Below are 12,728 nucleotides of genomic sequence, written 5' to 3'. Positions count from 1 at the left end.
CGGCCCCCCGCCACAGGCGGGATACCCGCAGCCGGGCCACCCGCAGGCGGGGCCGTCGCAGGCCGGGGCGTCGCAGGCCGGGTGGGGCGGACCGACCGCGTACGGGCAGCCGCCGGCCTACGGGCAGACCCCGTACGGACAGGCCGCCCAGCCGCCGACCGGGTACGGGCAGCCCGCGCCGGCGGGCGGGTATCCGGCGGGGCCGCAGCCGGCCTGGGGCGAGCCGGCCCAGCCGGCCTGGGGGCAGCCGGGCGGGCCGCCGGCGCAGCCGACCCGGCCCAAGCGGCCGGCGCGGTTCTGGTACCGGCTGGTCGTGGCGTGCCTCGGCGTAGTGATGCTGGTGGTCGGCTTCTTCGTCAGCGACAGCAGCCCGGCCAAGGCGGCGGTCGGCGACTGTGTCCACTCCACCGGCCGCAACGACCTCGACAAGGTCGCCTGCACCGATCCGAAGGCCGACTACGTGGTGCTCAGCCGGTTCAACAACACCACCGACACCACCCGCTGCACCAAGACCCCGGGCACCACCGCCCAGTACTGGGGCTCGTCCGGTCGCCGGTGGCACAAGAAGAAGTACGTCCTGTGCCTTGGCCCCAAGTCACGCCCGACGACCACCACCGCACCGAAGAAGGCCTGAGCCCGGCAGACCGTCAGAAGCAGACCGTCAGAAGGAGAAGCCCTCCAGGCTGTCGGGCACTCCCTCGTCGAGGGCGTCGAGCAGCCGTCGGCGGCGCCGGGCGGCGGTCCGCTCGTCGTCGTCCAGCACGATCCGCTCCAGCCGGTCGACCCGGTCGGCCAGCGCGTCGAGCTTGCGGCTGTTCCCGCCGACCTCGGCCACCAGGGTGTTGAGCACCGGGACGACCGCCGTCGCCACCACCGAGCGCACCACCTGCTCGGCCACCCTGGCGACGGCGGCGTCCACGCTCCCCTCGGGCGGCCCGGGCAGGTTGTCCACAGGCACCGGCCCGCGCTCCTGCGACCCGATCCGCCGCGACTCCTGCTCGGCGTCGAGCAGGTAGCACCGGACCTGACGTGCGGTTTCGCTGTCCCGCAGGAGCATCGTGACGTTCAGCACGGTCCGCCGGGTGAAGAGCGCGAGCGACCGCGCGCGGGACTGGATCCGACAGACTTCCTTCAAGGAAGTCAGTCGGGTACCGGTCGCCACCAGGTACCCGTTCGAGGTCAGCTCGGCCCGGTGGTCGTGCACCAGGGAGTAGACCGCCTGCTCCGGCACCTCGAAGTACGCCGCCACCCCCGCGGTGGTCACGTGGACGTCGTCGGGCAGCAGTTCCAGCGCCTTGACCCGGTCCAGCACCTCGACCCGGTCGGCGACCGTCGACCGCATGGTCGGGGACTCCAGCAGCACGGCATCGACAGCCATGACAGCACCTCAGCTCTCCTGGGGACGGCACCTCCGTCTCCCGGGAGTAGCGAACGCGACCGGAACCGACCGTGTCCGAACTACCCGCGAGGAACACACGATCGGGCGGAACAGCTCAAGCCTTGCCCGCCACACCGGTCACATGTGCCGCATCCTCACCACCGGCCCCAGCACCACAGTCTGATGACCACACACTCGGACGGACGTTCCGGTCGTCCGTCAGCGATAGAGTCCTGCACTTCACAGACTCCACAGCTCATCTCGGGGGAACCGCCATGTCCGCACCGCCACCGCCCCAGCTCCCGTACGGCTCCCCGGCGGCCGCACCGCCCGCCCCGCCGCTCGCGCAGCCGCCCGCACAGCCCTGGGCGCCGCCCCAGGGCCAGATCCCGGGCCAGATCCCGGGCCAGTTCCCGGGTCAGGTCCCCGGTCAGCAGCCGTGGGGCCAGCAGCCGTGGGCCCAGCCCGCCGCCCCCGCCGGGTACGGCCCGTACTGCCGCTTCTGCGGATCGATGCCGGCCACGGAAGCCACCATCCGGGGCCACCAGGGCCTCATCGTGATCATGAAGTTCCTGAAGCTCCAGGGACCGTTCTGCCGCACCTGTGGCATCGCCGCACACCGCGACATGACCGCGAAGAGCCTTTGGCAGGGATGGTGGGGCTTCGGCTCCATGCTGATCAACCCCATCACCATGCTGATCAACCTGCCGCAGCGCGCGAAGATCAACAGGCTGGCCCCGCCGGTCCCCGGCGCCCCGGGCACGCCGATGAACCCCGGCAAGCCGCTGTACCGGCGGGTAGCCGTCCTCGGTCTGCTGGTCCCGGCGCTGATCGTCGCTGCGATCGTCTTCGCCGCCCAGCGCGACGCCGACTACGCCTCGGCCGGGGACTGTCTGCAGCGGACCGGGACGGCTTCCAACCCCGATGTGGCCGTAGTGTCCTGCTCCGGGTCCGACGCCGAGTTCAAGGTGCTCGGCCGGTTCGACCACACCGGGGACGGCTCCAAGTGCGAGGCCTACCCGGAGACCACGACCACCTTCGTGCGGACGGTCGACTACTCCCCCAGCTACCTGCTCTGCCTGCGGCGCATCAGCCGCTGACCCTCCCCCGTCAGCCCGCCTCGTTGGCCGCCCACCACTCCCGGAGGGCGGCCACCGCCGCCTCGTGGTCCATCGGGCCGTGCTCGAGCCGGAGCTCCAGCATGTGCCGGTACGCCTGGCCGACCTGCGGGCCGGGCCGCAGGCCGAGCAGCTCCATGATCTGGTTGCCGTCCAGCGCCGGGCGGATGGAGTCCAGCTCCTCCTGCTCCTTGAGCGCGGAGATCCGCTCCTCCAGCGAGTCGTACGTCCGCGCCAGCGCCGCCGCCTTCTTGCGGTTGCGGGTGGTGCAGTCGGAACGGGTCAGCTTGTGCAGGCGCTCCAGCAGCGGCCCGGCGTCGGTGACGTAGCGACGGACCGCGGAGTCGGTCCACTCGCCGCCGCCGTAGCCGTGGAAGCGCAGGTGGAGCTCGACCAGCCGGGACACCTCGTCGACGAGCTCCTTGGAGTACTTGAGCTCGCGCATCCGCTTGCGGGTCATCTTGGCGCCGACCACCTCGTGGTGGTGGAAGGACACCCGGCCGTCGGACTCGAAGCGCCGGGTCCGCGGCTTGCCGATGTCGTGCAGCAGCGCGGACAGCCGGAGCACCAGGTCCGGGCCGTCCTGTTCCAGCGCGATGGCCTGCTCCAGGACGGTCAGCGAGTGCTCGTAGACGTCCTTGTGCCGGTGGTGCTCGTCCCGCTCTAGCCGCAGCGCCGGCAGTTCGGGCAGCACGTGCTCGGCGAGGCCGGTGTCCACCAGCAGGCGCAGCCCCTTGACCGGGTGTGCGGCCAGCAGCAGCTTGTTGAGCTCGGCCTGGACCCGCTCGGCGGAGACGATGGTGATCCGTTCGGCCATCGCCGTCATCGCCTCGACCACCTCGGGTGCGGGGTCGAAGTCGAGCTGGGCGGCGAAGCGGGCGGCCCGCATCATCCGCAGCGGGTCGTCGGAGAAGGACTCCTCGGGGGTGGCGGGGGTGCGCAGCACCCGGGCCTCCAGGTCGTCCAGGCCGTTGTGGGGGTCGACGAAGCCGCGGCCGGGCAGGTCGACGGCCATCGCGTTGACGGTGAAGTCGCGGCGGACCAGGTCCTGCCCGATGGTGTCGCCGTACGTCACCTCGGGCTTGCGGGAGGTCCGGTCGTACGCCTCGCTGCGGTAGGTGGTGATCTCGATCTGGAAGCTGCCGTCCGCGGTGTCCTTGCGCGCGCCGACCGTGCCGAAGGCGATGCCGACGTCCCAGACCGCGTCGGCCCAGCCCTTCACCAGCTTGAGCACCTGCTCGGGGCGGGCGTCGGTGGTGAAGTCGAGGTCGTTGCCGAGCCGGCCCAGCAGGGCGTCCCGGACCGAGCCGCCGACCAGCGCGAGCCGGAATCCGGCATCCTGGAAGCGGCCGGCGATCTCGTCGGCGACCGGGGAGACCCGGAGCAGTTCCTGCAGCCCGCGGGTCTGCGCCTCGCTCAGCCCCGGCAGGGCGGCGACGGCGTGGGAGCTGGAATGATTGGCGCTGGACGCGTTGGCAGTGGACACGGCTCACAAGGGTACGTGCCCGGGCCTCGGGGCCGCCCGCCATATCCGGCCGGGCCACCGTCGCGGTGGCCCGCCCACTCAGGGTCCGGCCCGCAACACTGCGGCGCGGGCAGCGTCGTTACCATGCCGGAGGGGACAGGCGGGACGGACCGCCGCGAACCGGTCGGTCGAGGCTGCCCGGGCACCGTCGGGTGCCGCCGCGGCGCCGTCGGGGCCGGTGTGCGGGCCGGTGGCGCGTGACCGAATTCTTTGGCGACGGACGACGGCGAGGGCGAAGCGCGTGGACCAGCGAAGCGTGGGGTCGGCCCCGGCCGGCGTCCGGCGGACGGCTCTCGCCCGCCGGGCGGTGCGGCGGCTGGGCGGCCTGCTGGCGGCCGGTACGGTCCTGCTGACCGCCACCGCGCTGCCGGCCGCGGCCTCGCCCGCAGCACCGGCGGCCCCGGCCGCCGACTACCCGGCGGCCATGACGATCAGCACGGTCACCCCGGCGGTGGCCGGCGAGAACGGCACCGTGACAGTCACCGGCAAGGTGGTGAACTCCGGCCACGGCGACATCAAGTCCGCCCACATCGGGGTCCGCGCCCCGGTGTCCGGCAAGAAGCTGGGCACCAGGAACGAGGTCATGCTGGTCGCCCAGCGGTCCACGCCGACCGGTACCGACGGGGTCGACGTCACCAACGCCGAGGTCCCGCTCGGCGACCTCACCCCCGGCCAGTCCCACGACTTCAGCATCCCGGTCGCCACCGCGGACCTGGAGCTGTCGAAGTCCGGGGTGTACGAGCTGGCGGTCGACGTCTGGGGCACCTCCGGCGGCGGCCACGAACGGGTGCTGGGCATCGCCCGGACCTTCCTGCCGTACAACGTGGAGCCCACCGACAAGCAGACCCAGCTCTCGGTGGTGTGGCCGATCACGCACGCCCCGGAGCTGGTCGCGCAGACCATGCCGGACAACGACCAGACGCCGGTGCTCCGGGACGACAGCCTGGTCGGCGAGCTGTCCCCCGGCGGCCGGCTCCACCAGCTGGTGACCACCGGCGCCACCCTGCCGAACCTGACCTGGATGGTCGACCCGGACCTGCTGGACACCGTGTTCGCGATGACCAAGCCGTACCGGGTGCAGAAGCCCAACACGGGCGGCGAGTCCGCGCGCGAGGACAACACCGTCCCCGGGACCGGCAGGGACGCCGCGGTGAGCTGGCTGGCCCTGCTGCGCACCTCGGTGGCCACCGCCGGGGACGAGGTGGTCTCGCTGCCGTACGCCGATCCGGACCTGGCGTCGATCGCGCACAACGGTGCTTCCCTGCCGGGGATGGAGACCGCGCTGCGCAAGGCTTCCACGGCCGGCCGGCTGACCGCCGCGGGGCGGCTGGCGGTGGACGTGAAGTCCGACGTTGCCTGGCCCTACCAGGGCCGGCTGGACCGCCGGACCGCGGCCACCGCCCTGACCGCCGGCGGCCAGCTGGTGCTGGTGGACGGCGCCTCGATGCCGGAGGCGGATTCGCTGGCCTACACCCCCGCGGCGGCCCGCCCGATCGGCAACGGTCAGACCGCGGTGGTGGCCGACCCCACCATCTCGGGGCTGTTCCAGCAGGAGCTGAGGACCCCCGAGGCCCGGACCGAGGCGGTGCAGCGGTTCCTGGCGGAGACCCTGCTGGTCAACCGCCAGATGCCGGAGCAGTCGCGCGGCCTGCTGGTGCTCCCGCCGCGCAACCTGGACGCCACCACGGCCGGGGTGCTGGCCGACGCGGTCCTCAAGTCCCGTCAGGGCGGCTGGACCGCCCCGGTCACGCTGCACACGCTGGCGGCCGTCAAGGCCGATCCGGACGCCACCACGGCCGTCCAGGACGGCTACCCGCAGGAGCTCGCCGCCACCGAGCTGTCCTCGTCCGCGCTCGGCAAGACCATGTCGCTGCAGAACAGCCTGGACCAGCTGATGCTGATCCTCACCCAGCCCCAGCGGGTGCGCGGTCCGTTCAGCGCGGCCATGGTCCGTTCGATGTCGACGCAGTGGCGCGACCAGAGCACGGCCGGTGTGTCCTACCGCGACGGGGTGCAGCACTACCTGGACAACCTCACCTCCGCGGTCAGGCTGCCCCCGAAGAGCGACGTCACCCTGCCGGGTGACAACGCGACGCTGCAGGTCAGCGTCAAGAACGACCTCAACCAGGCGGTCGGCAACCTGGAGCTGCGGCTCACCTCCAGCCAGCTGAACCGGCTCAACGTCGGCCCGGCGGAGTCGGTGGTGCTGGACGGCACCACCAGCAGGACCTTCCGCTTCCCGGCCGAGGCGCAGGTCAACGGATCCGTCCAGATGACCGCGCAGCTCTGGACCACCGGCCCCAACCCGCAGCGTTACGGCGCACCGGTCACCTTCATGGTCGAGGTCACCTCGGTGACCAACGGCGTGCTGTACGTCATCGGCGGCGGTGTGGTGCTGATGGTGCTTGCCGGGATCCGGTTCTCGCTCCAGCGCAAGAAGCGCGCCGCCGGCGAGGACGGCGGGGCGGACGGGCCGGCGGACGCGGACGACGCTCCCGGGGACGGCGACCCCCGGGCCGGTCCGGAACCGGCTGCCACCGGGGACGACACGGCCGGTGGTACGGCCGACAGCACGGCCGGCGCCGGGACCGACGCGGAGCCGGAGTCGGCCGCGGAAACCGCTGTTCGGGCCACCGGTGATGAGAAGGTTGGTCACTGACGGCGCACCGCACCGGGCGCCCGCCCCCAGCAGCGAATTGAGGTGGCATGACCGGGCCGCGCGAGGAGCGAGCAGAGAGCCAGGGCAGTGGCAGGCCGCGCGAGCGCGGCGCCGATTCCACCGGGTCCGCGGCCGACTGGTACGTCGCGGACACCTTCGCCCGTGACCCGTTCGCGACCGAGGGGTACGACGGCGCGGCCGGGCCGGACCCGTACGGCGTCTGGGTCGCCGAGGCCTCGGCCGCACTCCCTCCGCAGCAGAAGGGGCGGGGCGCCGGGGCGCCGGACACCGCGGTCCTGGACCTCACGGCCGAGGACGTCGAGGTGGTCGGGGACGGCGCGGTGCGGGAGGAGGCCGAGGCCGCCGGCCCCGCCGAGCTCCCGGCCGCCGCGCCGGACCTCGATCCCGAGTCCGATCCGGAGTCCGACCCCGCAGCCGAGCCGGAGCCGGAGCTGACCGCTCCCGCCAGCCGCTGGGCCGGCCTGGCCGCGGTGCCGCCGCCCGACCCGGGTCCGGTCCGCCAGCCCGCCCCCTGGGAGCTGGACGAGGGCCGCTACATCGGTGTGGACGCCCTGCTGAGCGGTGGCCCCGAGGGCGGTTCCGGCGACGACCCGGACCACCCCGACGAGCCGCACCAGTTCGTCCCCCCGATCGAGTTCGACCCGCCGCTGTCCGAGGAGGAGGCCCTCCTGCAGGCCGACGCGGCGGTCCGGGCTGCCGCCGCCGCGGCCCTGGCCGCAGAGGCCGCGGCCGACACCGTGACGCCTGGCAGCACGGAGCCCGGCAGCACGGAGTCCGGCACCTTCCCCGGCGACGGGACGCCCGGCGGGGACGGCCAGGCCGGCGACGGGGCGGGGACGCCCGGCACGGCGGGCGCACCCACCGAGGGGCGCTCCGCCGCCGAGCGGGTGAGCGGACTGCTGGGGTCCAGCGCCGTGATGGCGGCCGGCACCCTGGTCTCCCGCGGCACCGGTTTCCTGCGCACCATGGTGATCGCCGCCGCGATCGGCGTCGGCACCATGGGCGACTCGTACAACGCCGCCAACACCCTGCCGACCCTGCTGTACATCCTGATCGGCGGCGGTGCGCTGAACGCCGTCTTCGTGCCGCAGCTGGTCCGCAGCATGAAGCACGACGAGGACGGCGGCACCGCCTACGCCAACCGGCTGCTCACCCTGGTGATGGCGGGGCTGGCCGGTGTGGTCTTCGTCGCCGTGCTGGCGGCGCCGGTGCTGGTGCAGCTGATCTCGCACTCGCTGATGCGTGACCCGGCCAGTGCCGACACCACCGTGGCGCTGGCCCGGTACTGCCTGCCGACCATCTTCTTCATGGGTGTGCACGTCGTGGTGGGCCAGGTGCTCAACGCCCGCGGGCGCTTCGGCGCGATGATGTGGACCCCGGTGCTGAACAACATCGTGGTGATCTTCACCTTCGCGATGTACATCTACGTCTTCGGCACCTTCGAGAGCACCGAGGTCACCCCGGGCACCATCTCCCCCGAGGGGGTCAGGCTGCTGGGCATCGGCACCCTGCTCGGACTGGCCGTCCAGGCGCTGGCGATGATCCCCTACCTGCGGGCCTCCGGCTTCCGGTTCCGGCCCCGGTTCGACTGGCGCGGCCACGGCCTCGGCAAGGCCGCCCGGCTGGCGAAGTGGACCTTCCTGTTCGTGCTCGCCAACCAGGCGGGCTACCTGGTCGTCACCCAGCTCGCCACCTCCGCCGGCGCCGCCGCCGAGAGCCAGGGGTTCCTGGGCGTCGGCCTCGCCGCCTACTCCAACGCCCTGCTGATCTGGCAGCTCCCGATGGCCGTCATCACCGTCTCCGTGATGAGCGCGGTGCTCCCCAGGCTCTCCCGCTCGGCCGCCGACGCGGACCAGGGCGCCGTCCGTGACGACCTCTCGTACGGGCTGCGCACCTCGGCGGTGGCGATCGTGCCCGCCGCCTTCCTGTTCCTGTCGCTCGGCCCGGTGATCGGCAACGCCATCTACGGGCTCGGCAACGGCGGCGCGGTGGCGCACGGCACCACCGCGGTCGGGTTCATGCTCTCGGCCTTCGCCCTGGGCCTGATCCCGTACTCGGTGCAGTACGTGCTGCTGCGCGGCTTCTACGCCTACGAGGACACCCGCACCCCGTTCTCCAACACGGTCTGGGTCGCACTGACCCAGGCCGGTACCGCCGTGCTCTGCTACCTGGCGCTGCCCGACCGGTGGGCGGTGACCGGGATGGCGTTCGGCTACGGCATCTCGTACGCGGTCGGCGTGGCGGTCGCGGTGCCCAAGCTCATGGCGCGGATCGGCGGGCTGGACACCGCCCGGATCGGCAAGACCTACGTCCGGCTCGGCATCGCCTGCCTGCCCGCCGCGGCGGTCGGCCTGGCCGTCGAGCTGCTGCTCGACGGCGCGCTCGGCGGCTGGCTGGGCAGCGTGCTGACGCTGCTGGTGGCGGCCTCGCTGCAGCTCGGCGTGTTCCTGCTGCTGGCCCGTCGGATGCGGATCGAGGAGCTCAACGCGATGCTCGGAATGGTCCGCGGCCGGCTCGGACGTTGACCCGGCGTCAACCGGACCACCCCGGATCTCCTGCTCCCTCAGGTGGCCTACTCCGGGCCGGTTTCGGCGATCTTCACCGAATCCGGCCCGGTCCCGGCGGAATCCCCCCTGGCTGTCCACGAATACGCAACCAGTCGGGCCCCTCAGCGGTCGTAGCAGGGGGCTGGGAGTGGGCACAATTGTCCTGGCACCCCCCGCCCCCACCACGGGCGGGCCGGAGCCAGACTTCTCGGTACCGGGGCGATACAAGGGGAGGCAGGACCACGGTGGCTGATGGCACCAAGGCGGTTGTCGACACGTCCGTGACGGACGCGGCGGCGCTGGCCATGGCACTCGGGGAGGTTCCCGAGGAGCCCGCGGCGCGGTCGACCGACGGGCCGGCCTCCGAGCCCGCCACCGGCGCCGCCGACCCGGCCCCGAAGGGCGGGCGGAAGACCGCCAAGCCCTCGGCCCCGGCGAAGCCGGCGCGGGCCGCCCGGGCCGCGAAGCCCGCGGACGCCGCCGATGCCGCGAAGCCCGCCGATGCCTCGGACTCCACGGCGAGCACGGAGACCACGGACGCCGGACCCTCGAAGAGCACGCGCGCCTCGAAGAGCGCAGGGTCCACGAAGAGCGCAGGGTCCACGAAGAGCGCAGGGTCCTCGAAGGCCGCGCCGGCCAAGCCCGCCACAGGTGCCACGGCGGCCGGTGCGGTGCCCGAGCCCGGCGAGGAGCCGGCCGAGTCCGAGGAGCCCTCGGAGAGCACCGCCCCGCTCTCGGCCGCCGAGATCGCCGCGGAGCTCGCCGAGGGGGCCGCCCGCCGCGCCAAGGCCGCCAAGTCGTCCCGGGCCGCCGCTCCCGCGTCCCGGCCCGCCGCCAAGCCCAAGCCCAAGCCCGCCACCAGCACGGAGACCCTGGACGCCGACACCGCCACCCTCCCCGCCACGCTCGCGGCCCCGCTGCGGCACAGCGGCGACCGGATCGCCGACCGGTACCGGCTGGAGGAGTGCATCACCCACACCGAGGTCTTCAGCAGCTGGCGGGCGGTCGACGAGAAGCTCCGCCGCGCCGTCGGCGTCCACCTGCTCGCGGCCGGCCACCGGCGTGCAAAGGCGGTGCTGACCGCCGCCCGGTCCGCGGCTCTGCTCGGCGACCCGCGGTTCGTCCAGGTCCTCGACGCCGTGCAGGAGGGCGACCTGGTCTACGTGATCCGGGAGTGGCTCCCGGACGCCTCCGACCTGGCCCGGCTGCTGGCCGGCGGCCCGATGGAGCCGTACGAGGCCTACCAGATGGTCCGCCAGGTCACCGATGCGGTCGCCGCCGCCCACCGTCGCGGGCAGGCCCACCTGCGGCTCACTCCGACCTGCGTGCTGCGCACCGAGACCGGCCAGTACCGGATCAACGGCATCGCCGTGGACGCCGCCATCCGCGGCCTGTCCACCGACGACGCCGAGCGGACCGACACCAAGGCGATCGGCGCGCTGCTCTACGCCGCGCTGACCCACCGCTGGCCGTACCCGGAGGACCGGTACGACCTCCAGGGCATGCCCAAGGGGCTCGGATGCGTCCCGCCGGACCAGGTGAAGGCGGGGGTCCACAAGGGGCTGTCGGAGCTGGCCGCGCGGGCGCTCGGCGAGCACCCGCCGCACCACCAGGACCCCATCACCAGCCCCGAGCAGCTGGCCAAGGCGATCGCCCTGCTACCGAAGATCCGCCAGCCGGAACCGGCCGCCCCGCCCGCGTTCACGCCGCCGCGCTACCCGTCCTCCCGGAGCGCCGCCACCACCGGGGCACCGTCCCGTCCGCTGCCCGGCAGTGAGCCGAACCGCCGGCCGGAGGCCCCGCGCCCGGTCGCGCCGCCGCCCGTGCGCCCGCGCCGACGACTGCTGACCGCGGCCAAGTGGACCGCCTCACTGGTCGCCCTGGCCGCCATCGGCCTCGGTTCCTGGCAGCTGGTGGACCGGATGAACCACCACCCGTCGCACAGCACCGGCCAGCCGGCTCCGACGCCGAACGTCCCGGACACCTCCACCGCCCCGACCGGGGCCCGGCTCCCGATCGCCGCGCTGACCACGTTCAACGCCTTCGGCCAGGAGAAGGACGAGCACAGCTCCGAACTGCCGAACGCCCACGACGACAACCCCGCCACCGCCTGGACCACCCAGGGGTACAACGACCAGTTCGCCGAGTCCGGCTACAAGAAGGGCACCGGCATCCTGCTCGACCTGGGCAGCGCCAAGCAGGTCAGCTCGGTCGACCTGACCTTCCTCGGCGACCACAAGGTGGAACTGAAGGCGGCACCGGCCGGTGCGACCTCCGCTCCCACCGCGGACGAGGCCGGCTACCGCTCCTTCGGCGCGGCCGTCGCCTCCGGCTCCGGCAGCCAGGTCCAGCTGAAGCCCGAGAAGGCGATCACCACCCGCTACCTCTTGATCTGGCTGACCGGCATCCCCAACGATGGGGACAGGTTCCGCGGCAAGGTGGCCGAGATCAAGGTGAACGGCTGAGCGGTACCGGAGAGGGGGCGGGAATGGCGGAGCAGGAGCCCGACGACGCCGAACTGCTCGCCCGTCACGCCGCCGGCGACCCGGCGGCCTTCGGCATCCTGGTGCACCGCCACCGGGACCGGCTCTGGGCGGTCGCCCTGCGCACCCTCGGCGACCGCGAGGAGGCCGCCGACGCCCTCCAGGACGCGCTGGTGTCGGCCTTCCGAGCCGCCCATACCTTCCAGGGCCGCTCGGCCGTCACGACCTGGCTGCACCGGATCGTGGTGAACGCCTGCCTCGACCGGGCCCGCCGCACCGCCACCCGCCGCACCACACCGCTGGACGGAGATCCGGAGCGCCTGGACACCGCGCTCGGCAGCACCGAGGGTGCGGACACGGCCGCCGTCCGTTCGGAGCTGCGCCGCGAGCTGACCGACGCGCTCGCCACCCTCCCGGCCGACCAGCGGGCCGCCCTGGTCCTGGTCGACATGGAGGGCTACTCGGTGGCCGAGGCGGCCGAGGTACTGGAGGTCCCGGTGGGCACCGTGAAGAGCCGCTGCGCCCGCGGCCGGGCCAAGCTGCTCCCGCTGGTCCGTCATCTGCGGGCGGGCGGTGTTTCACGTGAAACCGAGCCACCCGGGCCACCCGGCCCGCCATCCACCACTGCTTCCGCTCCGGCGCGGTCCGTTTCACGTGAAACACCGCCTTCCCGCGAAGCACCGTCTTCCCGGGAGCCACGGCCCGGGAACCCATCCGGCCGCGCGGCCGTCACATCACCGGGTCCGGTGCGACCGGCCTCCGCCCTGGAAGGAGACGTGACCAAGCGATGACGCCGCTCACCCCTTCCCCGTCGTCCGGCTCCCCGGACCCGGCCGGCCACCCCGACATCGAGCTGCTCGCCGACCTCGCCGAGGGCCTGGCCGACCCGGCCACCGCCGAGGAGCTGCACCGGCATCTCGCCGGCTGCCCGGAGTGCGCCGACACCTGGGCGGCCCTGGCGGAGGTCTCCCGGCTGCTCGGCGACGACGAGCCGCCCG

Annotated in this window: 9 protein-coding genes; 7 read left to right on the top strand and 2 right to left on the bottom strand. The window is 73.5% G+C overall.

All coding sequences use genetic code 11. The features are described from left to right. Positions 1-634 (top strand): hypothetical protein (locus AA75_RS49860; RefSeq protein WP_051813585.1); only part of this gene is annotated, 634 nt, incomplete at its 5' end. Between the two features lie 27 nt (positions 635-661). Here the strand turns inward: AA75_RS49860 and AA75_RS28185 are convergent. After that, positions 662-1,378 (bottom strand): hypothetical protein, encoded by a 717-nt coding sequence (locus tag AA75_RS28185; protein WP_051813583.1) that lies wholly within the window; start codon positions 1,376-1,378, stop codon positions 662-664. Positions 1,379-1,653: 275 nt separating this feature from the next. On the opposite strand from AA75_RS28185, the gene AA75_RS28180 reads away from it, so the two are divergent. Next, positions 1,654-2,478 (top strand): hypothetical protein, encoded by an 825-nt coding sequence (locus tag AA75_RS28180; RefSeq protein WP_051813580.1) that lies wholly within the window; start codon positions 1,654-1,656, stop codon positions 2,476-2,478. A gap of 10 nt (positions 2,479-2,488) precedes the next feature. Here the strand turns inward: AA75_RS28180 and AA75_RS28175 are convergent, their stop codons facing one another. Beyond that, positions 2,489-3,916, bottom strand: a complete 1,428-nt coding sequence (locus tag AA75_RS28175; RefSeq protein ID WP_199520430.1) for a CCA tRNA nucleotidyltransferase — start codon at positions 3,914-3,916, stop codon at positions 2,489-2,491. Positions 3,917-4,262: 346 nt separating this feature from the next. On the opposite strand from AA75_RS28175, the gene AA75_RS28170 reads away from it, so the two are divergent. The 5 genes from AA75_RS28170 to AA75_RS28150 all read left to right on the top strand — a co-directional run. Beyond that, positions 4,263-6,680: a DUF6049 family protein gene (locus tag AA75_RS28170; RefSeq protein WP_149038419.1), complete on the top strand. Its 2,418-nt coding sequence runs from the start codon at positions 4,263-4,265 to the stop codon at positions 6,678-6,680. Between the two features lie 47 nt (positions 6,681-6,727). Continuing rightward, positions 6,728-9,226 carry a murein biosynthesis integral membrane protein MurJ gene (murJ, locus tag AA75_RS28165; RefSeq protein ID WP_033823087.1) on the top strand — a complete coding sequence of 833 codons (2,499 nt, stop codon included), beginning with the start codon at positions 6,728-6,730 and terminating at the stop codon, positions 9,224-9,226. Between the two features lie 266 nt (positions 9,227-9,492). After that, positions 9,493-11,712, top strand: coding sequence for a protein kinase family protein (locus AA75_RS28160; RefSeq protein WP_051813577.1), 2,220 nt, complete (start codon positions 9,493-9,495; stop codon positions 11,710-11,712). Positions 11,713-11,735: 23 nt separating this feature from the next. Then, positions 11,736-12,521: an RNA polymerase sigma factor SigM gene (sigM, locus tag AA75_RS28155; protein WP_051813575.1), complete on the top strand. Its 786-nt coding sequence runs from the start codon at positions 11,736-11,738 to the stop codon at positions 12,519-12,521. Continuing rightward, on the top strand, positions 12,518-12,728 hold a 211-nt coding region (locus AA75_RS28150; protein WP_033823086.1), incomplete at its 3' end, for a zf-HC2 domain-containing protein. The genes sigM and AA75_RS28150, both read left to right, overlap by 4 nt.

It is taken from the genome of Kitasatospora sp. MBT63 (assembly GCF_000710465.2).
Lineage (GTDB): Bacteria > Actinomycetota > Actinomycetes > Streptomycetales > Streptomycetaceae > Kitasatospora.
Note: the sequence above shows the minus strand (reverse complement) of the source record. Positions and strands in the feature narration are given on the sequence as shown.